The sequence below is a fragment of the Caulobacter soli genome (assembly GCF_011045195.1).
GTDB classification, from domain to species: Bacteria; Pseudomonadota; Alphaproteobacteria; order Caulobacterales; family Caulobacteraceae; genus Caulobacter; species Caulobacter soli.
The window spans coordinates 3,125,973-3,151,709 of the sequence record NZ_CP049199.1; the positions used below are offsets into that span (position 1 = coordinate 3,125,973).

Here is a 25,737-nt window from a genome sequence, read left to right on the forward strand (position 1 = left end):
GCTAGCGCTACCATTGGCAATGCATAGCTTGACCAAAGGTTCACCCTAGAGCGTCGCCGCGATCTTCTCCGCCAAAACCTTGAGTTCGTCGGTATCGGCCATGCCCTCGCCGTGCCGCCCCAGAGCTTCGCCCTCGTAACGGGGGATGATGTGGAAGTGCAGGTGGAAGATCGTCTGGCCGGCCGGCGCGCCATTGAACTGGGTCACCACCACGCCGTCGGGCTTAAGGGCCGTGGTCACAGCCTGGGTCACCTTCTGCACCGCGCCGATCAGCCGCCCCAGGGTCTTGGTCTCGGCCTCCAGCAGGTTGCGGGCCTGGCTGGTCTTGGAGATCACCAGCACGTGGCCGCGCGACTGGGGGAAAACGTCCATGAAGGCCAGGACCTGATCGTCCTCGAACACCTTCACGGCCGGAACCTCGCCACGGATGATCTTGGCGAAGATGTTGTCGGCGTCGTAGCTTCCGTGAAGGCTCATGGTCGTCTCCTGTCTCGCCGACGTCCTAGCAAACCGGGGAAGCGCAAGCCATGGGCAGCGACAAGGCCGACAGCCCTGAGCACCTGACCGAGCGCCAGAAGACGTGGTTCGCCTCGATCCGCGAAGGTCTGGAGCGTGAGACGGGCAAGAGTCTCGAGGACTGGGTCGCCATCGCCAAAACCTGCCCCGAGACCAAGCCCCGCGCTCAACTCGGCTGGCTGAAGGAACATCACGGCCTGGGCCAGAACCGCGCCAGCTACGTCCTGTCCGTGGCCTTCCCGTCCGAGCGCATGACCTGGGACAGGCCCGACGAGGCGCGCGCGGCGCTCTGGACCGATCCCGCCTCGCTCGCCATCCTGGAAGCCCTGGAGGCGGCCGTCGCCGGCTTCGACGGCCTCGTCATCGGCCAGCGCAAGACCTACTCCGCCTGGTCCCGCGAGTTCCAGTTCGCCGCCGCCAAGCCGGTCAAGGGCGGGAAAGCCGCCCTGGGACTGGCCGTGCCGCCGGACGCCTCCCCTCGCCTGTTGGAACCGAAAAACGAAAGCTGGTCCGAGCGCCTGAAGGCCAAGCTCCTCCTCGCCTCGCCCGACGAGGTCGACGACGAGATCCGGACGCTGCTGAAGACCGCCTTCGAACGATCGTAGGCGCTCGCCGGAACGCTCGCCTCGCCCCTTCGTTGGCTTAGGCCAATGGAGGAACACCCATGTCCAAGGAAACCGAGCTCGCGGCCAAGTTCTGGAAATCCCTGAAGTCCGATCGCACCGCCATGGTCGGTCTGGTCGACGTCGAGGACGGCCGCGCCCAGCCCCTGACCGCCCTGGTCGAGAACGACGACCGAGGCCCGATCTGGTTCTTCACCTCGTCGGAGAGCGATCTGGTGGCGCAACTGACCAGCCATCGGAAGGCGATCCTGCACTTCGCCTCCAAGGGTCACGACCTGTTCGCCTCCGTCGAGGGCGACCTGGCCGTCGACACCGATCGCGCGACGATCGACCGGCTGTGGAATCCGTTCGTGGCCGCCTGGTTCGAGGGCAAGGACGATCCCAAGATCCGTCTGCTGCGCTTCGACGCCGGCGACGCCCAGATCTGGCTGAACGAGAACAGCCTGTTCGCGGGGCTCAAGATGCTGCTGGGAAGCGATCCCAAGAAGGACTACGCCGACAAGGTCGCGGAGACCAGGCTGGGCTAGCCCACGCCGGACGGCGTCGAAGCCCTGGTGTCTAGGATATGCCGATGCGCCTCGGCCAGGAAGTCGAGCGGCCACCCGTCGGTCTTCAGGTGCCGCTCGAGGTCGTCCCAGATGGGATTGAAATACAGCAGATTGTCGAAGATCGACTTGGTGGCGTAGCGCCGGTTCAGCAGCCCCTTGCGGCTGGCGCTGTACTCGAAGACCAGCACGTTGAGGAAGGCGTAGATCAGCAGCAGGTCACGCTGGGTGATCTCGGACCAGGCGATCCGCCCGTGCCGCAAATCGCCCCACCGGTCGGCCGCGTTGCACTCCAGGACCAGCCGGCCGAAGTCCTGCCAGTTGGCCGAGGTCTTGGAGAACCATTCGACCTGCCGAATGCTGCTGGCTTCCAGATAGATCAGAACGGCGAAGAGCCCGCCGACGATGCCCGCCAGCCAGGATCCGGCTTCAAGGAGCGGCCGCCAGGGCGCCAAGGCCGCCGTGATCGTCGTGACATCCATCTCAAACCTCGCAACCCATCCGTGCGAGACTGGATTATTCACCCCTCGTGGCGAAAGGGCGAGAACTCGTCGGTCAGCATCGCCATTTCGGCGTCGACCGCCTCGCGTTCGCGCTCCAGATAGCGGGCGACGGGCTCACGCAGGGCCGGATCGGCGATCCAGTGGGCGGAATAGACGGGGCTCGGCAGATAGCCCCGGGCGATCTTGTGCTGGCCCTGCGCCCCGGCCTCGACGCGCGGCAGTCCCAGGCGGATGCCGTGCTCGATGGCCTGATAGTAGCAGAGCTCGAAATGCAGGAACGGCACGTCCTCGGTGCAGCCCCAGTGACGGCCGTAGAGGCAATCGTCGCCGATCAGGTTCAGGGCGCCGGCGATCCACGGGCCGCCCGGACGGCGCGCCAGGATCAGCAGCACCTTGTCGGCCATCCGCTCGCCCAGCAGCGAATAGAACGCCCGGTTCAGATAGGGCCGTCCCCACTTGCGGCCGCCGGTGTCCATGTAGAAGCCGAAGAAGGCGTCCCAGTGGTCCTCGGTCAGTTCTTCCCCGGTCAGGGCCACAATCTCGAGACCCGCCTGGGCGTCGCGGCGCTCGCGGCGGATGGTCTTGCGGCGGTTGGACGACAGGGCCGCCAGGAAGTCGTCGAAGCTGGCGTAGCCGTTGTTGAACCAGTGATACTGCTGGTCCTGGCGACGCAGCATTCCCCGCTCGCCCATCCAGTCCCATTCGTCGGCCCTCGGGAAGGTCACGTGCAGGGACGAGGCCTTCAGCCGGTCGCACAGGGTCAGGGCGCCGCCCAGCAGCGCCGAGCGGCCGTCGTCGACATCGATGTCGGGTCGCACGATCAGGCGCGGCCCCGTGACCGGCGAGAACGGCGCCGAGCACTGGAGCTTGGGATAGTAGCGCCCGCCGGCCCGCTCGTAGGCGTCGGCCCAGCTGTGGTCGAAGACGTATTCGCCCTGGCTGTGGGACTTCAAGTACAGCGGCATGACCGCCGCCACGCCGCCCGCCTCGTCCTCGACCGACAGGTGATGCGGCGCCCAGCCGGTGCGATCGACCGCGCAGCCGCTCTCTTCCAGGGCGTTCAGGAAGTCGTAGCTGACGAACGGGTCGCCGGACGGCGCGGCGCAGGCGTCCCAGGCCTCGCGGCCGATTTCGGCGATGCGCCGATGGACGCGCACCTCCGCCTTGACGCCTGTCACGCGGCGAAGCCCTCGAAAATCAGGTTGTCGCAATGATCGCGGACGGCGTCCCACTGCTCGGCCGAGCGCACGGTCCAGGCGATCACCGGCGTGCCCTTGGCGCGATGCAGATCGGCGCGGGCGCTGGGCAGCATGTCCAGACCCAGGGCCAGGAAGTCGGGCCGGGCGATCTCGACATGCTCCAGCGCCGCCAGCGACTTGCGAAGCTCCGGCGCCAGCCGGCGGGCGTTCTCGTCGTCCCAGTTGTAGCTGTCCAGGCCGCGCAGGATCTGCGGCTGGTGCTCGGCGAACCAGGCGTGGGAATAGGGGTTGAAGCCGATCACGGCCGTGGGGCCGTTGTGATCCAGCAGGATCTCGCTGACCTGCTTCTCCAGCTCGCCCACCTCGCCGAACGGGGTCTTCAGCTCGATATAGACCATGGCCCGGTGGCCGATCAGGGTCAGGGCGTCGGCCAGGGTCGGGATGGTCTCGTCCGTACCCGACAGCGTCAGTTGGCCCAGCTCGGCAGCGGTGTGGTCGCGCAGCTTGCCGGTCGCGCCCGTCAGCCGCTCCAGGTGATCGTCATGGAAGACCACCACGTGGTTGTCGGCGGTCAGCTGGACGTCCAGTTCGATCCCATAGCCCCCGGCGCAGGCGGCCTGGAAGGCGGCCAGGGAGTTCTCGGGCGCGCCGCCCGGCGACCACAGCCCGCGATGCGCCACCGCCGGCTCGAACAGACGCTCCCACGCCTCGCCGAACACCTCGGTTCCGGGGCGCGGACGCGAACGCATCAGGCCACCTCGACCACGGCGTCGACCTCGACCGAGAAGCCCAGCGGCAGCTTGTAGACGCCCACCGCCGAGCGGGCGTGGCGGCCGGCGTCGCCGAACACCTCGACCATCAGGTCCGAGCAGCCGTTGATGACCTTGGGGATGTCGATGAAGTCCTGGCTGACCTGGACGAAACCGCCCAGCTTGACGACCCGCTTGACGCGGTCGAGGTCGCCGGTCGCGGCCTTCATCTGGGCCAGCAGGTTGATGCCACACAGGCGCGCGCCCTGCTGGGCGGTCTCCAGGTCGACATCGGTCCCGACCGTGCCCTTGAGGCCGCCGTTGGCGTCCAGCGAGATCTGGCCGGAGATGTGGATCAGGTTGCCGGTCTGGACGAAGGGCACGTAGTTGGCGACCGGCGCGACCGGTTGCGGCAGCACGATCCCGAGTTCCGCCAGACGCTGTTCGACCTTCGACATCACATACTCCATAAACCTGGACGCATGCTTAGCGCGGCGGAATGACAGGACAAGAAAAAAGGCCCGAACCGTTGCCGGCTCGGGCCTTCAATCTGTTTCGACCCCTCGCGGAGCCGGTCGCCTTAGCGGGCGGCTTGCAGCTTTTCGACGGTGGCCGAGACGCGCTCGTTCAGCGGCTTGACCGAGTCCTTGATCGAGGCCGAGACGATCTCCGAGGCCTTGCTGACCTGGGCGATGTAGGCTTCCAGGGCCGACTTGGCCCAGGCGGTCTGCAGCTCGACGGCTTCCTGCACGCTCTTGGCGGAGGCCAGCGACTTGGCGGCGGCGACGTGGTCTTCGGCGGCCTTCTTCGAATAGGCGAAGGTCTGGGCGCCCAGGGCTTCGGCGCCCTTGGTGGCGGCGGTCACCGAGGCGACCACGGCTTCCAAGTTCTTCTTGGAGTGGGTGTTGGCTTCGGCCAGAGCGGCCAGCGACTTCTCGACGCCGTCCTTGAACGCTTGGTTCGAGGCGGTGCTGAATTGTTCGACGGTGGTCTTCAGGGTTTCGGCGGCGGCCATGGGGGAAGCTCCTGGCTGTGTGCGGGGCATGGCGCCGGACGAGGGCTTCCAGACCATGCGTTGGGACAACGCCGGTGTCTCATGTTGCAGTGCAGCAGTCAAGGATTTTGTGCAGCGCACCATGACGTAGCGGAAACGTTTGTTCGCCTGCCGCGAGAAGACCGAAGCTTCGCCGCAACGCCTTGAAATTATCCATGTCTGCGGCGAAATCGCTCACTAGTTGTTTACCTTAGAGAAAGGCCACAACGCGCATGCTAGGGTCACGCGTGTGGCGGTGCGGAACCGCTCAGTTCAAATGACGGACGCATTTCCCATGTTCGCCAAGCTTACTTCCGTCCGCTCCGCGCTCGCCGCCGTCGGCTTCGTCGGCGCCATGCTGTGCGGCCTGGCCGCGCCGATCGCCGCGTCCGCGCAGATCCCGTATCTGCAGATGAACGCCGCCGAGCCGAAATATTCGGCCATCGTGATCGACGCCAATTCGGGCGAAATGCTTTACGACAAAAGGGCTGACAGCCCGCGCTATCCCGCGTCCGTCACCAAGATCATGACGCTGTACCTCACCTTCGAGGCGCTCAGCGAAGGCCGCCTGAAGCTGACCGATCGCGTGCCGATCTCGTCCCACGCCGCCGCCCAGGCGCCCACCAAGCTGGGCTTGCCGGTCGGCGACAGCGTCAGCGTCGACGAGGCGATTCGCGCCATGACCGTGAAGTCGGCCAACGACATCGCCGTGGCCATGTCCGAGCGACTCGGCGGCAGCGAGTCGCGGTTCGCCGCCCTGATGACCCTGCGCGGTCAGGAACTGGGCATGCGCAACAGCCGCTTCGTCAACGCCTCGGGCCTGCCCGACAGCCGCCAAATCTCGACCGCCCGCGACCTGGCCATCCTGTCGCGCGCCACCATGCGCGACTTCCCGCAGTACTATTCCTACTTCAGCATCAAGGGCTTCGAGTTCCGCGGCCGCTACATCGCCGGCCACAACCGCCTGCTGACCAACATGCCCGGCTTCGATGGCCTCAAGACCGGCTACACCAACGCCTCGGGCTACAACCTCGCCGGCTCGGCCGTGCGCGACGGTCGTCGCCTGATCGCCGTGGTCCTGGGCGGCTCGTCCACCGCCTGGCGCGACAACAACATGGAAGACCTGCTGACCACCGGCTTCGACGTGCTCAAGCGCCGCTCGCACGGCGAGCGCACGACCATCGCCGCCAACCTTTACGAAGACGAGCCGACCGGCCCGATCATGCGCCCCTCCAGCGAGGAAGGCGACGGCGACCAGGCCGGCCTGAAGATCGTGCTGACCGACAACCCGCGCCCTGCCGCGCCCATGAAGGTCGCGCCGACCATGAAGGCGGCCCAGGCCAAGCCCGCGCCGAAAAAGACCAAGGGCGACTGGGGCGTGCAGGTCGGGGCGTTCAAGTCCAAGGGTCTGGCCAAGGAACAGCTGACGCTGGTCCGCTCGCGCTTCGCCAAGTTCGTGTCCGACGCGGAAGGCGCGGTCGAGGGCGCGGCCGGCGGTTCGTTCCGGGCCCAGTTCCAGGGCCTGACGGCCGAAGCCGCCCGCGGCGCCTGCCAGGCGATCACCGCCAAGCGTCAGCCCTGCATGGTCCTGTCGCCGCGCTAAGGCGCTTTCTATTTGCCGTCGAGAAGCCGGTCCCGCGCGGCGTTGAGCTGGGCGGCCAGTCCCGCCGTGCCCCCCTTGTCGGGATGGGCCATGCGGATCAGGCGCGAATAGGCCGCGCGGATCTCGGCCTTCGAGGCGTCCGGACCCACGCCCAGGATCGAACACGCCTCGGTCAGGCTGAGCGCGCCCTCGGCCCGCCTGGCCTTGGAGACCGCCGGACGCTGGCGGGCCGTCGTGGCGCTCCAGGCGCCGATCACCACCAGCACGATGCAGACCGGCCACTCGCTGCGCACGCCGGCATAGGCCCCGCCGGCGAAGGCCAGCAGCGCCGTGATCCCCGCGCCGATCCGCCAGCCGTCGCCCTTGAGCGCGCGCGTGGCGCGGCCCGACAGGACGAACAGCAGGATCGCCCCGCCTAGCAGCAGATAGAACATGGAGCGTCAGTCCCCGACGCCGCTCGAAGCCTACTGGGCGGCGAGCAGAGTTTCCCCGGAATAGGCCGAAAGGCCAAGGGAATGCATCAGGGCCCGCAATTCCTGGCGCGCGGCCAGGTGCTGCAGCGACACCGGCACCGGGCGAACCTGGGGCGACAGGTCGGCGATGGTCAGGCCGAACGGGAACAGCTCGCGATAGATGACCCGGTCGCGCAGGCCAGGACCCATGCGGAAGCCGACGCGCTTGGACAGGGCCGTCAGGCGATCCTCGACGCGCTTGCGGTTGCGGGCCTCGGTGGTGGCCAGGCGGTTGCGCAGCACCACCCAGTCCAGGGCCTGGCGCTGGCCCGACAGGGCCCGGGCCTTGCGGGCCTCCCAGACGGTCAGCGAATAGAGGCTGGGCTTCTGCAGCTCCATGGTCACCGGGTCGACGTGGCCCAGCATGTCGAAGTCGACGAAGCTGTCGTTCATCGGCGTGACGATCAGGTCGGCCAGGCCGTGGGCCATGCGCGAGATGGCGGTGTCGCCGCCGGGGGTGTCGATCAGCACGAAGTCGGCGGCCTCGCGCGCGGCGACGAAGGCGGCCTCGAACTTGGCGACCTGGTCCTCTTCCGAACCGGCGGCCAGGGCGACGTCGTCCTCGCTGAGGCGGAACTGCAGCGGCACCGGCAGGGTCACCTTGTTGCCGGCGATCCAGGCATCGCGGTTCTCGAAGAACCGCATCGAGGTGCACTGGCGCAGGTCGAGGTCCAGCAACGCCACCTTGGCGCCGCCGTACAGCAGCGCCGTGGCGAGGTGAACGGCGATGGTGGACTTCCCCGCCCCGCCCTTCTCGTTGCCGACGACGATGACACGCGTTTCGGCCATGCCTTCTTTCCTTCTTTTCGCCCGACTCGGCGACTCTCAATGAAAGATTAACACGCAGGAGACGCCCTGAGAGGGCGCGACGTCAATCCAGGCCTCCCTTCCCTGTGGACCCATTGTCGCAGGTGGACGCCAGGGGTCGTCTCCGTCATAAGCCAACGCCTGTTCGAGACAGGAGTTCTGCGTGGTCCACAAGACGCCGAAAATCGTTCGCACCGTCGCCGATCTGCGCGCCCAGGTCGGCGCCTGGAGGGCGGCCGGCGAGCGCGTGGCGCTGATCCCGACCATGGGCGCCCTGCACCAGGGGCACCTGTCGCTGATCGAACTGGGCCAGACCCGCGCCCAGCGCACCGTCGCCAGCGTCTTCGTCAATCCCAAGCAGTTCGCCCCGCACGAGGACTTCGACTCCTATCCGCGCGGCGAAGCCCGCGACGCCGAGCTGCTGGCCAGCGTCGGCTGCGACCTGATGTTCGCGCCCGGCGTCGACGAGATGTACGCTCCCGGCTTCTCGACCACGATCAACCTGACCGGCGTGTCCGAGCCTCTGGAAGGCGCGGCGCGGCCGCAGTTCTTCGGCGGCGTGGCCACGGTGGTGACCAAGCTGCTGATCCAGTCCCAGGCCGACGTCGCGGTCTTCGGCGAGAAGGACTACCAGCAGCTCCAGGTCATCCGGCGCGTGGTGCGCGACCTGGACCTGCCCGTGGAGATCGTCGGCGCCCCGACCGCCCGGGCCGAGGACGGCCTGGCCCTGTCCTCGCGCAACGCCTATCTGACGCCCGAGGAACGCGCCGCCGCCGTGGCCCTGCCCAACGCCATCAAGGCCGCCGCCCAGGCCGTGGCGGCCGGCGGACGCATCGACGACGCCGAGGAAGCCGCCAAGACCGCCATCCTCGCGGCCGGCTTCCGGCAGGTGGACTATGTGGACATCCGCGAGGCCGGCGACCTGTCGCGCCTGGGCCCCGGCCCGATCGGCGCCGCCAAAGGCCGCATCCTGGTCGCCGCCTGGCTGGGCAAGACCCGGCTGATCGACAACATGGCGGTGGGGTGAAGCTGACGGCATGACGTCTCGTCCTCATGCGGAGAGCCGCTGAGCTGATGGGGAGGCGCGGAGCGGTCCGGGCCCAGCCCGGATGACCGTGAGTTTGAAGGTGCGTTTCGGCTAGACCAGTCCGCTCCGCGAAACCGTTCTTCTCAAGGGACGGCGATTGAGGGCCTGTTTCATCCCGATCGACGTTTCCCCTCAGGCGGGCAGGATCAAAGTCGCCCGGAAGGGGCCGTCGGCGACTCCGACTGATCCTCGAACAGGCCGGTTTGAACTCCCAGCCCCGTCATCCCGCCTGTCCCGCCATCGCCCCCGCCGGGCCTTGGAGCCTTCTGAGCCCCGCCGCCAAACGCGATCCGATCGCCAAGGCCAGGCGGCCCCGCTCGGTTCCATCCCCATCGCCTGCTCGGGCCGGTACCAAGAGCCCTCCCCGTGATGGAGACAGCTCTGATTGTGCGGCCGGTTTGGACCCTGGCTGATCGGTGACGCTGATTTTTGTTCAAGACGTTGGGATTACTTGGGTTTCTCACGTCGGCGACGGGGATAGGCAGCGGTCTATCCCCGACCTCCGCTCATCCCGGCGAATGCCGGGACCCAGATCTCAAGTGGAGAGCCCGGTTGGAAGAGTTCGGCGCTTGAGGAACCCACCACACCGCCATTCCATCTGGGTCCCGGCATTCGCCGGGATGAGCGGATCAAATGAGGCCGACCGCGTTCACATCAGCTTTTCCTGCGCGGCCTGATAGACGGTGCGCACAGTCGGCCGAAAGCCGAGACCGCGCGCAAGCGCGCCATCGACATGGAGGCGCCAGGGGTTGGCTAGCGGCTCGGAGGAAGGCTCCATCGTCTCGCCGACAAGTGCGAGCAGCTCATAGAGCGAGGTCGGCGCTTCATCGACGATATTGACGATGCGCCCGTCCATCGCTCCGGTCAGAGCCAGGCTCATCGCGTTGGCGATGTCGCGATGGTGGATCAGGCTCATCTTTTGGGCTGGATGCATCATGCCGTTCGTCACATGCTGGGGCAGCGCCTCCAGATGCCCGTCCCTGTCGCCATAGACGAAGCCGAACCGCTGGATCGACCAAGTCAGCCCGCTTTCGCGCAATTCTGTCTCGGCCGCGAGTTTGCTGGCCGGATAGGCCTGTTTCGGGTCGGCGGCGTCGTCCTCGCGGCCGGGGCGCGGGCTGTCCGGGTTGTAGATGTTGCTGGTGCTGGCCATGATGAAGCGCGTCTTGGGCGCGTGGGCCTTTGCCGCGGCAATGAGGTTGCGCGTGCCTTCAAGATTGCTCTTCCAGATCAAATCCGTGTCGGGCGATCGGAACACCGCGGCGAGGTGGATGATCGCCGAGGCGGCGGTCACCGCCTGGACGAGTGACGCGGGATCAAGAAGATCGCCCTCGACAGCATTCGCCCCGGCGGGCGCCACTTTCCCACTGCGCACGAGCGCGCGGCAATCCAGGCCGGCTTCCACGAGGCGCGGCAGGAGGCGCGCGCCCACAAGACCGGTCGTCCCGGTCACCAGGATTGTCATGCGTCCGTTTCCTTCCGTGAAAGCTTGTCGAGCCGCTCGGTAGCGGTCCGAAGCACCCTGATCGCGACGGCGACATCAGCGTCGTCGAGGCCGTCGAACGCCGCCTTATGGATGAAGGTTAAATCTGGCAGGTCGTCCCACAGCGCCTGACCGGACGGCGTGATCCGAAGGAGCTTCTGGCGTTGGTCGACGCGGTCGGGAATCTGCTCCACGAGGTTTTTTCGCACCAGCGCCCCGATGACGATGCTCGCCGTCGCTCGTTCGACTTGAAGCATCCTGACCAGCTCTCGCTGCAGGGTCGGCCCATCCTGGGCCAACTGATGCAGCACGTACCATTGCGTGGCCCCCAGCCCGTGGCGACGGAGGGTATCGTCAATGATCGCGCGGCCCGCGAAGTAGCATCGCTTGGCCCATGCTCCGACCGTATCATGCCGAGCGTCGTTAAGATTGTTAGCCATCTAGCAATATTGTTAGCAAGCAAACATGATGTCAAGCTGCGGCAACGCGCCGATGTCGGCTCGCGGTCGGGGTCGGGGGCGGAAACGGGCGCCTGTCGGAACGCGAACTGAGGGGCATCACCGCCCGACAGCAGACATTCCGATGGGCCAAGAAGGGTGGGAAGCGGTCGATGCCCTCAATCTAGCTTTTCAAAAAAGACCTCGAACCACGCAGCGTTCAATTCCGGGTCCGACGCATGTTGACCGTAGAACTCAAGCGCCATCGGCACGATCTTATCGATCGCCAACGTCTCGACCTCTTCATCCGTCAACCGGAACATCCATTCCGGCAGTGGCCGCTTACCATCTTCGGCCACTACATCCACAGTGAAGAGGCACAGGCCTGCGGCATGTCCCGCTTCGAGCACGTCGAGCATTTGCCGGAACGCGAGGGGGCGTGTGCCGCCCGGGGTCAGCGATTCCGTCAGGATCTGATTCAATTTGCTCATACGAGAAACGTAAGCAGACGCCAGCGGCGACCGCCATGGGTCGAAAGCGGACCCAAGGCGACCCCTGCTAGCCCTACCAGGCCCCCAGCTCCCGCAGCTGGCGCGCCAGGTCGGCCGGCATCTCGGCGGCTTCGGCCTCGGTCAGGTCCGGCGGGATGTCTTCGTGCTTCAGATAGCGCCAGCCCTGGAACGGCCGCCGGGGCGTGGGGGCGACGCGGACGATGGTGGGATCGACGGTCACCTCGCAGCGCGAGGCCTGCCCCTCGCCCACCGTGTCGATCTTCAGGATCGTCTGGCGGCACAGGATCTGGCCCTTCATCACCCGGTACAGCGAGCCGCCGTCCAGCACCTCGTCGACGCGCTTGGGGGTCATGCGGGTGTGCATGATCCACGGACGATCGGCCTCGGCGTGCCAGGCGACGAGTTCGTCGATGTTGTCGCAACCGACGACCAGCTTGATGATGTGAAGAGGCATGGCGCGTACTTAGGGCCGGCGGTCGTTCAGGGAAAGAGCGATGCGCAGCAGGAGCGAAAACCTCGTCCTTCGACAAGCTCAGGATGAGGTTTTCGACTGTCGGGGCTTATGCCCTGGTCCTCATCCTGAGCTTGTCGAAGGACGAGGACCAAGCACGGCGCCGGCGATAGTCGCTAGGACGCGACGGCCAGCGCCGGCTCCAGTTTCGCCAGCACGACGCCTTCGCTGACCTGGCCGCCGGCGACGGCCGACAGCTCGGCCACCACGCCGTCGAACGGCGCGGCCAGGGCGTGCTCCATCTTCATGGCTTCCAGGGTCAGCAAGGTCTGGCCCCTGCTGACGCTCTGGCCGGCCGTGACGGCGACGGAAACGATCTTGCCCGGCATCGGCGAAAGGATCGCGCCGTCCGAAGCCGCGACATGGGCCGCGCCGACCTTGGGCGTGAAGTCGAACTCGCGGACGTCGCCGCCTTCGAACACGTACAGCGGATCGCCGCCGAAGGTGCCGGGCAGCACGTCGACATCATCCAGCGGCCGACCGTCCTCGACCGTGATGTCCCACGACCAGTCGTCACCCGCGCCCCCCGCCAGGGCCACGCGCAGCGGCATGACCTTGCCGTCCACCGACAGCGGCAGGTCCATCGCCGCCCGGGGCGCGTTCATTCGGAAGCCCAGCAGCCGCGACGGGGCGCTGGCCCAGACGTCGGCGCGGGGCTGGTCGGCCTCCATGAAGGCCTCCAGGCGGTGGCCGATCGCGGCCAGGGTCGGGGCGTCTGAGAACTCGCGCTCCGTCAGCTCGTCGAGCCGCGCTTCGATGAAGCCGGTGTCGATGGCGCCGTCGACGAAGTCGGGATGGCTGGCGCACCTGGCCAGGAAGGCGGCGTTGGTCTTGACCGGATACACTTCGACCAGGCGGCAAGCCTCGGCCAGGCGCATGGCGGCGTCCTCGCGGTCAATCCCGTGGGCGATCAGCTTGGCGATCATCGGGTCGTAGAACGGGGTGACCTCGCCGCCCTCCTCCACCGCGCTGTCGACCCGCACGTCGCCTTCCGGCAGGCGGAAGTGAGTCAGGGGCCCGGTGGACGGCAGGAAGCCCGTGGTCGGGTTCTCGGCGTAGAGGCGCGCCTCCATGGCCCAGCCGTCCAGCGTGATCTCGTCCTGCTCCAGCGGCAACGGCTCGCCCGAGGCGACCAGCAGCTGCCACTCGACCAGGTCCTGGCCGGTGACCATCTCGGTGACCGGGTGCTCGACCTGCAGGCGGGTGTTCATTTCCATGAACCAGATGCGGTCGGCGCGCAGGCCTTCGCTGGCGTCGGCGATGAACTCCACCGTGCCGGCCCCGACATAGCCCACGGCCTGGGCGGCCTTGACCGCCGCCCCGCAGACGGCGGCGCGCGTGGCCTCGTCCATGCCGGGGGCCGGAGCCTCCTCGATGACCTTCTGGTGGCGGCGCTGCAGCGAGCAGTCGCGCTCGAACAGGTGGACGACATTGCCGTGGCTGTCGCCGAACACCTGCACCTCGATGTGACGCGGACGGGTGACGTACTTTTCCAGCAGCACCCGGTCGTCGCCGAAGCTGGCCGAGGCCTCGCGCTGGCACGAGGCCAGCAGATCGGCGAAATCGGCGGCCTTGTCGACCTTGCGCATGCCCTTGCCGCCGCCGCCGGCCACGGCCTTGATCAGCACGGGGAAGCCGATCTTGCCCGCTTCGGCCGCCAGCCGTTCGACCGACTGGTCCTCGCCCAGATAGCCGGGCGTGGTGGGAACTCCGGCTTCGATCATCACCTTCTTGGCCGCGTCCTTCAGGCCCATGGCGCGGATCGCCGAGGGCGGCGGCCCGATCCAGACCAGACCCGCGTCGATGACCGCCTGGGCGAAGTCGGCGTTCTCCGACAGGAAGCCGTAGCCGGGATGGATCGCCTCGGCCCCGGTCTGGCGGGCGGCGGCCAGGATCTTCTCGGGGACCAGATAGCTCTCCCGCGCCGGCGACGGGCCTATCAGGATGGCGACGTCGGCCTCCATCACGAACGGGGCCTCGGCGTCCGCCTCGGAATAGACCGCGATCGTCCGCACGCCCAGCTCACGGGCGGTGCGGATGATCCGACGGGCGATTTCGCCGCGATTGGCGATGAGGACGGACGAGATCAAGACGGCATTCCTAGATCTGCGCCAGGGCCAGAAGCGCCAGGCCGGCGAGCAGGAGGGAGAACGACAGGACGGTCACGAACCAGACGATCAGCGTCTTGAGGAACGCGCCGACGATGCTGGAACCATAGGCCCCGTGCAGGGTCTGGAACAGGTTGATCGGGGTCCACAGCGTCAGCAGCCCGAACCACCAGGGCTTGAGCACGTCGGGCAGGACCAGGCCCAGGGCGTTGGTCAGGAACGCGAACGACAGCAGGTTCATCGCCACCAGCAGGTGGTCGTAGATGAAGTACTTGGGCTTGTTGCGATAGACCAGGGCCAGGGCCAGGCCGACGATCGGCAGCAGCAGCACCGCCATGCGGTGGCCCCAGGTGAACAGCACCATCTGGTAGAATTCAGGGTTCTCGCGCGCCTTGGCGATGCTCTCCTTCAGCCAGCCGCCGCTCCAGCGGAGGGCCTTGGACGGATCGTGCCCCTGGGCCCTGGCGTCGTTGATCGCGGCCTGGGCCTCGGGCGGCAGGGGCGCGGCGCCCTGCGAGACATGCCCGTCGTCATGGATCGTCACGCCCGAGATCTCGCCGTTCAGCGACAGGGCCCGGATCTTCGCGGCCTCGGCCTTGCGGGCCTCCTCCTCCGTCAGCCCCATGTCCTCGGGCAGCTTGCCGGCGGCGATCTGGTCGGCCTTGGCGACATCCTCGGCGTAGTGGGCCTGGGCCTTGGCGACGGCTTCCTGATAGTCGGCGGGCGCCTTGGCGACGGCCTCCTGGTAGCGCGCCAGGGCCTTGGCCCGACCCTCGTCGGGATCCTTCAGCGTCTCGTCGCGGTCCTTGGCGGCCTCGGCCAGGGCCGCGTCGCGCTCGTCGGCGGCGTCCTTCAGGCGGCTGTCGCGATCCTGGACGGCCTCGACGCGCAGGCGGGCAGCCTCCTTGGCGCGGCCTTCCGGCGTGGCTAGTTCGGCGGCCTTCAGCTCGCGCTCGTGGGCGGCCTTGTGCTGGGCGCTGTGGATCGCGTGCTCGGCCGCGAAGATGAACAGCAGCAGGGCCACCAGGAAGGTGCGGAACGGCGGCACGTGCCGCACGATCCGGCCTTCCATATAGTCCTTGGCCAGGCCGCCCGGCTTCAGGAACAGGGCCGGCAGGGTCAGGGCCAGGCGGCCGTCGAGGTGGAACATCCCCTCGATCGCCTCCCAGATCAGGTGGCCGATCGAGCGGTGATGGGTGTCGGCGTTCTGGCCGCAGGCGTGGCAGTACGGACCTTCCAGCGTCGCCCCGCAATTGGCGCAAGGCTGGCCGACGCCTTCGAAGGCGTGCTTCCTGCGCCGCTTGAAGAACTCGCCCAGCGAATCCGCCGCCGCGGCTTCCATTTCGCCCGTCATCTCGCCCCCTACTCGACTCTAGATCGTCCAGCCGGGTTTACGGCGTTCGAGGAACGCGCGCACGCCTTCTTGACCTTCGTCGGACACGCGGCGGCGGGCGATGCGTTTTGCCGTCTCGTCGATCAGGCCCCGGTCGATCTTTTGGCCGACGAAGTCGTTGACCAGGGCCTTGGCGTCGCCGATCGCCCCTGGGGCGCAGACCGCGATCTCCTCGATCAACGCGTCCTGGGCGGCGACCAGGCCGGCGGCGTCATCGAACACCTCGTCGACCAGGCCGTAGCTCCAGGCCTGATCGGCGTCGAACACCCGTCCGGTGGCGAACAGCAGCTTGGCGGTGCGCGGCCCCAGGGCGGCGATCACATAGGGGCTGATGGTGGCCGGGGTCAGGCCGAGCTTGACCTCGGAGAAGGCGAACTTGGCGTCAGCCGTGGCCAGGGCGTGATCGCAAGCGGCCACAAGCCCCGCCCCGCCGCCGAACGCCGGCCCCTCGACCAGGGCCACGGTCAGGGCTGGGATATCGTGCAGGGCCTTGAGCATGTTGGCCAGGCCCAGGGCGTCGTCGCGGTTGTCGTCCTCGCTCCAGTCGGCGGCGGCCTTCATCCACTCCAGGTCGGCCCCGGCGCAGAACGCCCCGCCCACCCCGCGCAGGAAGACGATCCGCACGCCCTCGGCGCCCTGCAGGGTCTCGAAGGCCTGGTGCAGGCCGGCGATGGTCGCCGCGTCGAAGGCGTTCTTCTTGGCCGGCCGGTTGATCCAGACGGTGACCGCGCCGCTGGGCGTGGAGTCCAGATGCACCAGCGGCGTCATCGCGTCGGTGTCGGGAACCTCGACGAGGGGATCGGCGATGGGGTTGGTCATGGCTTGCCCTTTTCGGCTTACATCCGGAAGACGCCGAAGGTGGTCTCGGGGATCGGGGCGTTGAGGCTGGCGCTGATCGCCAGGCCCAGCACGTCGCGGGTCTGGGCGGGGTCGATGATCCCATCGTCCCAGAGGCGCGCGGTGGCGTGGTAGGGATCGCCCTCTTCCTCGTAGCGCTGGCGGATCGGGGCCTTGAAGGCTTCCTCGTCCTCGACGGCCCAGGTCTCGCCCTTGGCCTCCAGGCCGTCGCGCTTGATGGTCGACAGTACGCTGGCCGCCTGCTCGCCGCCCATCACGCTGATGCGACTGTTGGGCCAGGTGAACAGGAAGCGCGGGCTGTAGGCGCGGCCGCACATGCCGTAGTTGCCGGCCCCGAAGGAGCCGCCGATCAGCACCGTGAACTTCGGCACCTCGGCCGAGGCGACCGCCGTGACCAGCTTGGCGCCGTCCTTGGCGATCCCGCCGGCCTCATATTTTCCGCCGACCATGAAGCCCGAGATGTTCTGCAGAAACACCAACGGAATCTTGCGCTTGCAGGCCAGTTCTATGAAGTGCGCGCCCTTGACGGCGCTCTCGCTGAACAGCACGCCGTTATTGGCCAGGATCGCCACCGGCTGGCCCCAGATGCGGGCGAAACCGCAGACCAGGGTCGTGCCGTACAGCGCCTTGAACTCGTCGAATTCGCTGCCGTCGACGATGCGGGCGATGACCTCGCGCACGTCGTAGGGCGCGCGCACGTCGGTCGGCACGACGCCGTACAGATCTTCGGCGTCGAACAGCGGCGGCTTGCTGTCGCGGATCTCGATCTCGGCCCGCTTGGTGGTGTTGAGGTTGGCGACGATCGAGCGGACGATCTCCAGCGCGTGCTCGTCGTCGTTGGCCACATGGTCGACCACGCCCGAGCGCCGGCCGTGCGTATCGGCGCCGCCCAGTTCCTCGGCCGAGATGATCTCGCCGGTCGCGGCCTTCACCAGCGGCGGACCGGCCAGGAAGATGGTGCCCTGGTCGCGGACGATCACCGTCTCGTCGCTCATGGCGGGGACGTAGGCGCCGCCGGCGGTGCACGAGCCCATGACGCAGGCGATCTGGGCGATGCCCGCCGCGCTCATCCGGGCCTGGTTGAAGAAGATGCGGCCGAAGTGGTCGCGGTCGGGAAACACCTCGGCCTGGTGCGGCAGGTTCGCCCCGCCGCTGTCGACCAGATAGACGCACGGCAGCCGGTTCTGCTGGGCGATCTCTTGGGCCCGCAGATGCTTCTTCACGGTCATCGGGAAATAGGCCCCGCCCTTCACCGTGGCGTCGTTGGCGACGATCATCACCTCGCGGCCCGACACCCGGCCGATGCCGGTGATCACGCCGGCGCCGGGCGCCTCGCCATTGTAGAGGTCGCAAGCGGCCAGCTGGCCGATCTCCAGGAACGGCGAGCCGGGATCCAACAGGCGCTCGACGCGCTGGCGCGGCAGCAGCTTGCCACGCGCCGCGTGACGTTTGCGGGCGGTTTCCGGACCGCCCAGGGCCGCCTGCGCGACCCTTTCGCGCAGGGTCTGCGCCAGCGCGCGGTTGTGCGCGGCGTTTTTGGCGAAGGTCTCGCCGTTTTTGTCGATACCCGTGTTCATCTTCGGCATTATCGAGGCATAGCCTTTTCCGTTTTCCACCGAAAGTCGCGCTTTTCGACCTTCGATGGTCAAGGTCCGCGGTTCAAGTTAGCGTCCCACCGTGGTCACCCTACCCGACTTCATGGCCGATACGGCCCTGGCCCGGCTCTTCGCGCAAGAACACCGCGAGGGCGACGCCGCCTGGTTCTCGTTACCGGGCGGCGCGACACTGTACGCGCCCGGCGAGGCGGCGGACTATCTCTACTTCCTGCGCACCGGCCGGCTTGGAGCCTTTCGGCGAGAAGAGGGCCAGGAGCCGCAGTTCCTGGGGGTGATCCGCCCGGGCGAGCCGGCCGGCGAGATGGCGATGATCGCCGGTTCGTCCCATTCGGCCAATCTGGTGGCCCTGCGCGATTCGGAAATCCTGGCCCTGCCCCGCGCCGCCTTCTTCGAGGCGGTCGAGCGCGATCCGGAGGTGATGATCGAGCTGTCGCGCTTGATGATCCGCCGGGCCCGCAACGCCGGGGCCCACGCCTCGATCGGCGACCCGTCGGTCTACGGCTTCATCGCGGTCGAGCCGGGCAAGCCGATCCGGCCGATCATCGAGCGCGTCGCCCACGCCATCTCGAACCTAGGCTATTCGGTCACCGTCGAGGGCGCCGAATCCCTGCTGGCCCCGACAGAGTGGTTCAGCAGCGTCGAGCGCCGGCACGACTTCGTGCTGTACGTGGCCGAGGCCGAGGAGACCGCCTGGAAGCATGTGGTCGGCCGCCAGGTGGACCGGCTGTTCCGAGTCGGCCAGGGCGACCGCCGGCCGCCGCCGGTGATCCCTTCCTATGCCTCGGGTCCGCTGCAGGACCAGCGCCTGGTCGACCTGATCCTGCTGCAGCCGGCCAATGTCACCCATCCCAAGGGCTCGGGCGAATGGCTGAACGCCACCCAGGCCGCGCGTCTCTTCCATCTGCGCGAGAACGGCATGGCCGACGTCGAACGGATGGCCCGGGTGTTGACCGGTCAGTCAGTGGGTCTGGTGCTATCGGGCGGCGGCGCGCGGGCCTACGCCCATATCGGCGCCATCCAGGCCTTGCGCGAGCGCGGCGTGCCGATCGACTTCGTGGGCGGCGCCTCGATGGGCGCGGTGGTCGCCGCCGGCCTGGCCATGGGCTGGGACGACGGCGAGATGGAGACCCGCATCCGCAAGGCCTTCGTCGAGACCAGCCCCCTGGACGACATCGCCTTTCCCCTGGTGGCCATGACCCAGGGCCTGAAGGTCAAGGCGCGGCTGGACGAGCATTTCGACGACATCGAGATCGCCGACCTGTGGCTGCCGTTCTTCTGCGTCTCGTCGAACCTGACCTCGGGGGCCTATCACCTGCATCGCCAGGGCGTGCTGCGCGAGGCGCTGCGGGCCTCGATCTCGCTGCCCGGCGTGCTGCCGCCCGTGGCCGACGGCAATTCGGTGCTGGTCGACGGGGCGGTGATGAAGAATTTCCCGGCCGACGTGATGCGCGCCTTCCAGCTGGGGCCGATCGTCGGGGTGGACGTCACCCGCGGCCGCAGCATCACCGCCGAGGATGTCGACCGTCCGGCCTCGCTGTGGACCTGGCTGTGGTCGGGCGAGTGGCGCAAGGGCCCGCCGATCGTCGCCCTGCTGATGCGGGCCGCCACCGTCTCGACCGGCCGCGACCTGGCCGCCAGCCGCGAGGCCACGGACGTGTTGATCACGCCCAAGCTCAACGAAATCGACATCCGCGACTGGAAGGCCTTCGAGCCGGCCGTCGAGGCCGGCCGCGCCGCCGCCGCCCTGGCCCTGGACAGCCTGGGCAAGCCGGTCACCGAGATGCGCCGCCGGCCCAGCCTGGCCGACCTGGCGCGGCTCAACGGCGGCGAGCGACGATGAACATCCTTGGGAACGGCAGCAGGGTCACCCCGTCCTCGCGGCGCGGATAGTCGACCGCCAGCCGCGCCCGCCAGATCGTCAGGAAGGCCTCGCGCTCGGCCTCGTCCAGCACTTCCAGATAGGGCCGCAGGGTGGTGCCGGCCGTCCAGTCGACGATCGGATCGGCGCCTTCCAGCGCGTGGAGATAGGTCGTCGTCCACAGGTCCAAGCCGTCGGCCAGCGGGGCCAGCCAGTCATAGTACTGGCGCGGATCGATCGCCGGACGCACGCGGTCAACCTTGGCGATGCGCTCGGCCCAGGGGCCTTGAGCCGCCGTCTCGGCCAAACTGCGCCGCCAGCCGTCGTCGGTGACCACCGGGATCTGGCAGGCGAACACCCCGCCGGGCGCCAAGGTCGCCATCAGCCGGGGAAACAGCGTCTGGTGATCGCCCAGCCACTGCAGGGCGGCGTTGGTGAAGATCAGGTCGGGCGCGACGTCCGGCGCGAAGGCGGCGATGTCGCCCTGCACCCAGTCGACCTGCGCCGACAGCCCCTTGGCCCGCGCCAGCATCTCCGGACTGGAGTCCATGCCGTGCACCTGGGCGTCACGATGGCGGGCCGCCAGCAGGGCCGCGTGCTCGCCCGTGCCGCAGCCCAGATCCCAGATTTCGCGCGGCTCCAGGTCGCGTGGGATCTGCAGCATCAGGTCCAGGGCCGGCCGGTCGCGATAGGCCTTGTAGCGCTGGTAGACGTCGGGATCCCAGACCGGCATCCGGCCCTCCGTGAAAGAACTGCGACAATCGGTCCGCCCCTTGGCGCCGATCCGTCGCTTTTGTCGCATGGTCTCAAGGACGGCGAGGTTTATCTTTTCGTTAAGGCGCTGATCCAACGCGCCACAGGATGGAAACCGAAGTGAGCCGCTCAGCAACCGCAACCGCTATCGCCGTCACCGCCAAGCCCTCGGTCGTGAACGCGCATCGCCTGGGCATGCTGGGCCTCAACCTCGGTCTTTGGACCCTCATCGTCGTGATCGTGCGAGCCCTCTACGCCTGATCCGACGATGCGGCCCCGGGTCGCGCATATCCCCCCTTTGCGCGACCCGGGAACACCTTTCGCCCCGCCCCTCGCCCGCCCGCTGAATGAGCAGGTCTCAAGCCGCGACGTCCGGTCGCGACTTTGCCCCTTTGCAGAAGCCGCGATCGGCGCCCATATTCGTGTTGTGTTGTTCAACAACTGAAAGGAGGTGACCAGTGTCTCATTGTCTCCAACCGAGGTCGCGCGTGACCTGGAGCCTGAAGAACGAGGTTTCCAACTGAAGGCGTTGAACGCCTAAGGTTCAAGTCACACCGCGACGCGGTAGACGATGGAGGGCCGCCCCGAGCGATCGGGGCGGCCCTTACATTTTAGGTCCGGGAAAGCTTGAGGGGCCGCGACGGCGATCACTTGCCCCCTACCGCTCCGCCCCCCTACGGGGGCGGACAGGCGGCGAAGCCGCCAGGTGGGGGCAAGTCAGTGAGCCGCTACCCCCCCACCAACTCCCGCCCGATCAGGAACCGACGAATCTCGTTGGTCCCCGCGCCGATGTCGTAGAGCTTGGCGTCGCGCAGGAACCGCTCCACCGGCCATTCCTTGGTGTAGCCCGCGCCGCCCAAGGCCTGGATGGCCTCCAGCGACACCTTCACCGCGTTCTCCGACGCCATCAGGATCGCCCCGGCCGCGTCGAACCGCGTGGTCTTGCCCGCGTCGCAGGCCCGCGCCACGGCGTAGACATAGGCCCGGGCCGAGTTCAGGGCCACGTACATGTCGGCGACCTTGCCCTGCATCAGCTGGAACGAGCCGATGGCCTGGCCGAACTGCTTGCGCTCGCGGACATAGGGCAGCACCACGTCCAGGCACGCCTGCATGATGCCCAGCGGGCCGGCCGACAGCACGGCGCGCTCGTAGTCCAGACCGCTCATCAGCACGCCCACGCCGCCGCCCACCGGACCCAGGACGTTCTCCTCGGGCACTTCGCAGTCCTCGAACACCAGCTCGGCGGTGTCCGACCCGCGCATGCCCATCTTGTCGAGCTTCTTGCTGACGCTGAAGCCCTTCATGCCCTTCTCGACCAGGAAGGCGGTGATCGCCCGCTCGCCGGTCTTGGCGTAGACCACCAGGGTGTCGGCGCTCGGGGCGTTGGTAATCCAGAACTTCGTGCCGTTCAGCACGTAGCGGTCGCCGACGTGCTCGGCCTTCAGCTTCATCGACACCACGTCCGAACCGGCCCCGGCCTCGCTCATGGCCAGCGAGCCGAGGTGCTCGCCGCTGATCAGCTTGGGCAGATAGCGCTGCTTCTGCTCGGGATTGGCCCAGCGGCGGATCTGGTTGACGCAGAGGTTGGAGTGGGCGCCGTAGCTGAGCCCCACGGAGGCCGAGGCTCTGGAGACCTCCTCCATGGCGATCACGTGCTCGAGATAGCCCAGGCCCAGGCCGCCGAACTCTTCCTCGACCGTGATGCCGTGCAGGCCCAGGTCGCCCATCGGAACCCAGAGTTCCCGAGGGAAGGTGTTGGTTTCGTCGATCCTGGCCGCGATCGGCGCGATGCGGTCGGCCGCGAAGCGGGCGGTGGTGTCACGGATCGCGTCGGCCGTCTCGCCCAGCGCGAAGTCCATCGAGGGTGCGGTTTGGTTCGTCATGGCGCCTTGCATAGCACAAACGCCCGCGGATCAAGCAGACCCGCGGGCGTTCCGTGCTTCAATCGCGAGGATCGTAGTCTAGTCTTCGTCCTGCGGCTCGGGATCGCCCAGCCGGCGCATCAGCAGATAGGCCGAGGTGGCGAAGCAGATCATGCCGATCACGCTGGCGCCCCAGCCGAACATCTTGATCGGCGACAGGCCCTCGTTGGCCCCGACGCTGAGGTTCCACAGGATGCCGCCGCCGAACAGGGCCAGGCCCAGCAGGCCCAGGCTGACCAGCAGGCTGATCCCGCCGAACGCGTGCGGCTGAACGTGGGCGAAGGCCACCTCTTGCGGTTCCAGCTCGACCGGACCGCTGGTCGAGAAGCCGCCCAGATTGAACAGCGAGCCGCTGGCGGCCGGACGAGGCGTTTCGAACAGTTCCGGCTCGACCGCGGCGACCGGTTCGACGGCCGGTTCAGCGATCGGCGGCGCCGGCGGCGTGAAGGCCTCCTCGGCGACCGGCTCTTCCGGCGTCAGCTGGAACGGCGTGGCGACCGGTTGGAGCGCGGCCGGCAACTCGGGTTTCACATAGAAGAACTGAGACGGCGCGGCGGCGGCCAGGGCCGGGGCCGGCGGCTCGGGCAGGACCAGGTCCTGAACTGGCGTGATCAGACCCGGAACCGGCGTCGCGGTGGCGGTCTCGTCGGGCAGGATCGCTTCCAGGCGCGCGCCGACGGCGGCGGCGGCCTGCTCGCTGGCGCTGGGACCGTTGCCCAGGGCCGGCGCGGGCGAGCCGTCCTCGCGCAGGGCCACGGCCTTGTCGCCGTTCAGCGCGGTGGTGATCGCGGCGGGCGCCTGGCTGGGCACCAGCTTGCTGGCGTCGTAGTCGACCTTGGGCCGCAGCACCGAACTCGGCGCGGCCACCCAGTGGCCGTCGGTCGGGGTCAGGAACAGCGCCTTCTCGGCCGAGCGGCGGCGCACCAGGGCGTCGATGACGATCCGCTCGCCCTCGAAGTCGGCCTTGCGCCACATCTCCATCTCGCAGGCGGCTTGCAGCGCCGCGCCCTCGTTCAGCCGACGCAGCACGGCCGAGCGCACGAAGTTCTCGGTGCCGATGTTGAAGGCGAAACAGACCAGGGCGTCGAACTGGTTCTGGTTCAACGGCGCGTAGACGTTCTCGTTGACCGCGTGGGCCACCGTGATCAGGTCGTAGAGGAGCAGAGCTTCAGCGTCCTGTTCCGAGACAGACGCGCCGGCCCGGGCGGTCAGGGTGTGGCCATAGCCCAGCGTCCAGCGCCCATCGGGCAGCTGCGCGGCTTTCATCCGGTAACCCTCGAACCTCTTGATGAGATCGACGGCGGCGCGGGAGACCTGATAACGCGGTTTCATCGCCAAGAATGACCCAGTTTGAGACAGACGCGGATGCGTTCGGGGTGCTCCGCGCAAGATAGGCGCCGCTGGTGACGCCCGCTCGTGGCGCCCGCTCGTGGCGCCCACCGGGGCCTGCCGCCCTCTCTTGTTCTTATGAACGCCGCCGTAGCGGATTCGGATCGCCGCGTCAGGGCCGCTCTGTCGCGCCGCGTTGCTAGTGCAACAACAGCGCCGCGATCAGCAGCACCGCGAAGAACCCGGTGAAGTCCGTGAGGAAGGTCACGAAGATCGACGACGAGACCGCCGGGTCGCGTCCCATCTTGGCCAGGGCCAGCGGGGCCAGGATGCCGCCGACCGCCGCAGTGAAGATGTTGGTGATCAGCGCCAGGCCGACGATGATCGCCAGCTTGCCGTGATGATCGGCCGGACCGAAGAACAGGTAGGTCGCCCCGCCCATCACCACGGCCAGGGTGAAGCCGTTGACCAGGCCGACGCCCAGCTCGCGCAGGATGATCCGGCGGGCGTTGGCCGTGGTCAGCTCCTTGCTGGCCAGGGCCCGCACGGCCACGGCCAGGGTCTGGGTGCCGGCGTTGCCGCCCAGGGACGAGACGATCGGCATCAGGATGGCCAGGGCCACCAGTTGGGCGATCTCGCCCTGGAACACCGCCACGCCGCTGACGGCGATGGTGGCGGTGACCAGGTTCAGCAGCAGCCACGGCAGGCGGGCGCGCACGATGTCCACGACCGACGCGTCGCGGCCGGCGTCGCTCACCCCGGCCAGGGCCAGAATGTCTTCTTCCGCCTCTTCGCGGATGACGCCGACGATGTCGTCGACGGTGATCTGCCCCACCAGCCGTCCGCCGGACTCCACGACCGGGGCGCTGATCAGGTGATACTTGTCGAAGATGTAGGCGACCTCTTCCTGGTCCATGTCGACGGTGATCTCGGTCACCGGCTCCATGATCTCGGCCAGGGGAGTTTCCAGCTTGCTGGTCAGCAGCAGGCTGATGGGCAAGGCGCCGACCGGGGTGAACGACGGGTCCACCACGTAGACGTCGAAGAACAGCTCCGGCAGGTGGTCGCCCGACACCCGCACGTGGTCGATGGTCTGGCCGACGGTCCAGAACTGCGGCGCGGCCAGGAACTCGCGCTGCATCAGGCGGCCGGCGGTCTCGTCCTCATAGGCCAGGGTCGTCTCGATGGCCGCGCGGTCGCCCTCGTCCATGGCGGCCAGAACCTGGGCGCGCTTGCCCTCGTCCAGGTCGTCGATGACGTCGGCGGCGTCGTCGGAATCCAGTTCCTCCAGCGCCTTGGCCAGGGTGTGCGAGGGCGTGGCCTCCAGCACTTCCTCGCGCAGGTTGTCGTCCAGCTCGGCGATGATCTCGCCCAGCCATTCCGGGTCGAGGACCGGGATCACCTCTTCGCGGTAGTTGGCCGACAGAAAGCCCATCAGGTCGGCGACGTCGGCCGGCTCCAGGGCATGGACCAGCTCGCGCAGGCGCGCGGTGTCGCCGCGATCGGCCGCGTCGATGACCATCTCGACATATTCGGGATTGAGCGCGTAGTCGTCGCCGAGCGCGAGGTCTTCGAGATCCTCGACGGTCTCGGGCCCAACAGCCTGGGGATCGGGAATGATCAGATTATGGCGCGGATCGTCTGTCAGGTCGGCTGTTTCCCGGGACATTGGGACCTCCTGAGTTCGTAAGACGTAAGTCCTGCGCGTGACCTGAAGCTGCGAAGGGCCAAGCCCTTCCCCGGAAATGGTTAGAGCGCCCCCGACGAGTCGGAAACCGAT

26 protein-coding genes are annotated in these 25,737 nt (G+C 67.9%); 6 read left to right on the plus strand and 20 right to left on the minus strand.

All coding sequences use genetic code 11. The annotated features are described in order from the left end of the window. Window positions 1–45: 45 nt before the first annotated feature. Window positions 46–477, minus strand: a complete 432-nt coding sequence (locus G3M62_RS14485) for an HIT family protein (protein WP_165188140.1) — start codon at window positions 475–477, stop codon at window positions 46–48. Between the two features lie 50 nt (window positions 478–527). On the opposite strand from G3M62_RS14485, the gene G3M62_RS14490 reads away from it, so the two are divergent. Beyond that, window positions 528–1,121: a DUF4287 domain-containing protein gene (locus G3M62_RS14490; RefSeq protein ID WP_165188142.1), complete on the plus strand. Its 594-nt coding sequence runs from the start codon at window positions 528–530 to the stop codon at window positions 1,119–1,121. Window positions 1,122–1,180: 59 nt separating this feature from the next. Then, entirely contained in the window at window positions 1,181–1,666 is a 486-nt protein-coding gene (locus tag G3M62_RS14495; protein ID WP_165188144.1) for a pyridoxamine 5'-phosphate oxidase family protein, read from the plus strand. On the opposite strand, the gene G3M62_RS14500 is transcribed toward G3M62_RS14495, so the two are convergent. From G3M62_RS14500 to G3M62_RS14520, 5 genes are all read right to left on the minus strand, one after another. Beyond that, entirely contained in the window at window positions 1,663–2,166 is a 504-nt protein-coding gene (locus G3M62_RS14500) for a hypothetical protein (protein WP_165188146.1), read from the minus strand. The genes G3M62_RS14495 and G3M62_RS14500 overlap by 4 nt on opposite strands. Before the next feature lie 38 nt (window positions 2,167–2,204). After that, window positions 2,205–3,365 carry a GNAT family N-acetyltransferase gene (locus G3M62_RS14505; protein WP_165188148.1) on the minus strand — a complete coding sequence of 387 codons (1,161 nt, stop codon included), beginning with the start codon at window positions 3,363–3,365 and terminating at the stop codon, window positions 2,205–2,207. After that, window positions 3,362–4,135 (minus strand): glycerophosphodiester phosphodiesterase, encoded by a 774-nt coding sequence (locus tag G3M62_RS14510; RefSeq protein WP_165188150.1) that lies wholly within the window; start codon window positions 4,133–4,135, stop codon window positions 3,362–3,364. The genes G3M62_RS14505 and G3M62_RS14510 overlap by 4 nt, the downstream gene beginning before the upstream one ends. Continuing rightward, on the minus strand, window positions 4,135–4,593 hold the full coding sequence (locus tag G3M62_RS14515; RefSeq protein WP_165188152.1) for a RidA family protein: 459 nt from the start codon (window positions 4,591–4,593) through the stop codon (window positions 4,135–4,137). The genes G3M62_RS14510 and G3M62_RS14515 overlap by 1 nt, the downstream gene beginning before the upstream one ends. Window positions 4,594–4,715: 122 nt before the next feature. After that, a complete protein-coding gene (locus tag G3M62_RS14520; protein WP_165188154.1) occupies window positions 4,716–5,150 on the minus strand; it encodes a phasin family protein in 435 nt (144 codons plus the stop codon). 313 nt (window positions 5,151–5,463) lie between these two features. Here G3M62_RS14520 and G3M62_RS14525 point away from each other — a divergent pair, with 313 nt between their 5' ends. After that, a complete protein-coding gene (locus G3M62_RS14525) occupies window positions 5,464–6,771 on the plus strand; it encodes a D-alanyl-D-alanine carboxypeptidase (protein WP_165188156.1) in 1,308 nt (435 codons plus the stop codon). Window positions 6,772–6,779: 8 nt separating this feature from the next. On the opposite strand, the gene G3M62_RS14530 is transcribed toward G3M62_RS14525, so the two are convergent. Together G3M62_RS14530 and mipZ are read right to left on the minus strand one after the other, a co-directional pair. Continuing rightward, complete coding sequence (locus G3M62_RS14530) at window positions 6,780–7,205, minus strand: J domain-containing protein (protein WP_165188158.1); 426 nt, start codon at window positions 7,203–7,205, stop codon at window positions 6,780–6,782. A gap of 30 nt (window positions 7,206–7,235) precedes the next feature. Next, window positions 7,236–8,072: a division plane-positioning ATPase MipZ gene (gene mipZ / locus G3M62_RS14535; protein ID WP_165188160.1), complete on the minus strand. Its 837-nt coding sequence runs from the start codon at window positions 8,070–8,072 to the stop codon at window positions 7,236–7,238. Between the two features lie 181 nt (window positions 8,073–8,253). On the opposite strand from mipZ, the gene panC reads away from it, so the two are divergent. Further along, entirely contained in the window at window positions 8,254–9,117 is an 864-nt protein-coding gene (panC, locus tag G3M62_RS14540) for a pantoate--beta-alanine ligase (protein ID WP_165188162.1), read from the plus strand. Between the two features lie 709 nt (window positions 9,118–9,826). Here the strand turns inward: panC and G3M62_RS14545 are convergent. The 8 genes from G3M62_RS14545 to G3M62_RS14580 form a co-directional block, all read right to left on the minus strand. Continuing rightward, window positions 9,827–10,642 carry an NAD-dependent epimerase/dehydratase family protein gene (locus G3M62_RS14545; RefSeq protein ID WP_165188164.1) on the minus strand — a complete coding sequence of 272 codons (816 nt, stop codon included), beginning with the start codon at window positions 10,640–10,642 and terminating at the stop codon, window positions 9,827–9,829. Then, window positions 10,639–11,100, minus strand: coding sequence for a MarR family winged helix-turn-helix transcriptional regulator (locus G3M62_RS14550; protein WP_165188166.1), 462 nt, complete (start codon window positions 11,098–11,100; stop codon window positions 10,639–10,641). The genes G3M62_RS14545 and G3M62_RS14550 overlap by 4 nt, the downstream gene beginning before the upstream one ends. A gap of 176 nt (window positions 11,101–11,276) precedes the next feature. Continuing rightward, window positions 11,277–11,579, minus strand: a complete 303-nt coding sequence (locus G3M62_RS14555; RefSeq protein WP_165188168.1) for a hypothetical protein — start codon at window positions 11,577–11,579, stop codon at window positions 11,277–11,279. Window positions 11,580–11,661: 82 nt separating this feature from the next. After that, window positions 11,662–12,063, minus strand: coding sequence for a DUF1489 family protein (locus G3M62_RS14560; RefSeq protein WP_163230177.1), 402 nt, complete (start codon window positions 12,061–12,063; stop codon window positions 11,662–11,664). A 173-nt stretch (window positions 12,064–12,236) separates the two neighbouring features. Next, window positions 12,237–14,210 carry an acetyl-CoA carboxylase biotin carboxylase subunit gene (locus G3M62_RS14565; protein WP_165188170.1) on the minus strand — a complete coding sequence of 658 codons (1,974 nt, stop codon included), beginning with the start codon at window positions 14,208–14,210 and terminating at the stop codon, window positions 12,237–12,239. Between the two features lie 10 nt (window positions 14,211–14,220). Further along, a complete protein-coding gene (locus G3M62_RS14570; RefSeq protein WP_165188172.1) occupies window positions 14,221–15,582 on the minus strand; it encodes a DUF3667 domain-containing protein in 1,362 nt (453 codons plus the stop codon). Window positions 15,583–15,600: 18 nt separating this feature from the next. Then, on the minus strand, window positions 15,601–16,440 hold the full coding sequence (locus G3M62_RS14575; protein ID WP_165188174.1) for an enoyl-CoA hydratase-related protein: 840 nt from the start codon (window positions 16,438–16,440) through the stop codon (window positions 15,601–15,603). A gap of 17 nt (window positions 16,441–16,457) precedes the next feature. Continuing rightward, window positions 16,458–18,065 (minus strand): carboxyl transferase domain-containing protein, encoded by a 1,608-nt coding sequence (locus G3M62_RS14580; protein WP_165188176.1) that lies wholly within the window; start codon window positions 18,063–18,065, stop codon window positions 16,458–16,460. 112 nt (window positions 18,066–18,177) lie between these two features. Between G3M62_RS14580 and G3M62_RS14585 the strand changes: the two genes are divergently transcribed. Beyond that, window positions 18,178–19,935 (plus strand): patatin-like phospholipase family protein, encoded by a 1,758-nt coding sequence (locus G3M62_RS14585; protein ID WP_165191322.1) that lies wholly within the window; start codon window positions 18,178–18,180, stop codon window positions 19,933–19,935. Here G3M62_RS14585 and G3M62_RS14590 read toward each other — a convergent pair. Beyond that, window positions 19,913–20,686 (minus strand): methyltransferase domain-containing protein, encoded by a 774-nt coding sequence (locus G3M62_RS14590; protein WP_165188178.1) that lies wholly within the window; start codon window positions 20,684–20,686, stop codon window positions 19,913–19,915. The two genes, G3M62_RS14585 and G3M62_RS14590, sit on opposite strands and share 23 nt — an antisense overlap. Window positions 20,687–20,826: 140 nt before the next feature. Here G3M62_RS14590 and G3M62_RS14595 point away from each other — a divergent pair, with 140 nt between their 5' ends. Then, window positions 20,827–20,967: a hypothetical protein gene (locus G3M62_RS14595; RefSeq protein ID WP_165183848.1), complete on the plus strand. Its 141-nt coding sequence runs from the start codon at window positions 20,827–20,829 to the stop codon at window positions 20,965–20,967. Between the two features lie 467 nt (window positions 20,968–21,434). Here the strand turns inward: G3M62_RS14595 and G3M62_RS14605 are convergent, their stop codons facing one another. From G3M62_RS14605 to mgtE, 3 genes are all read right to left on the minus strand, one after another. Then, window positions 21,435–22,589, minus strand: a complete 1,155-nt coding sequence (locus tag G3M62_RS14605; RefSeq protein WP_165188180.1) for an isovaleryl-CoA dehydrogenase — start codon at window positions 22,587–22,589, stop codon at window positions 21,435–21,437. A 78-nt stretch (window positions 22,590–22,667) separates the two neighbouring features. Continuing rightward, the gene (gene spmX / locus G3M62_RS14610) at window positions 22,668–23,960 is read right to left on the minus strand and encodes a lysozyme-family localization factor SpmX (protein ID WP_165188182.1); all 1,293 of its coding nucleotides are present in this window, start codon (window positions 23,958–23,960) and stop codon (window positions 22,668–22,670) included. Between the two features lie 196 nt (window positions 23,961–24,156). Next, window positions 24,157–25,626 (minus strand): magnesium transporter, encoded by a 1,470-nt coding sequence (gene mgtE / locus G3M62_RS14615; RefSeq protein ID WP_165188183.1) that lies wholly within the window; start codon window positions 25,624–25,626, stop codon window positions 24,157–24,159. Between the last annotated feature and the right edge of the window lie 111 nt (window positions 25,627–25,737).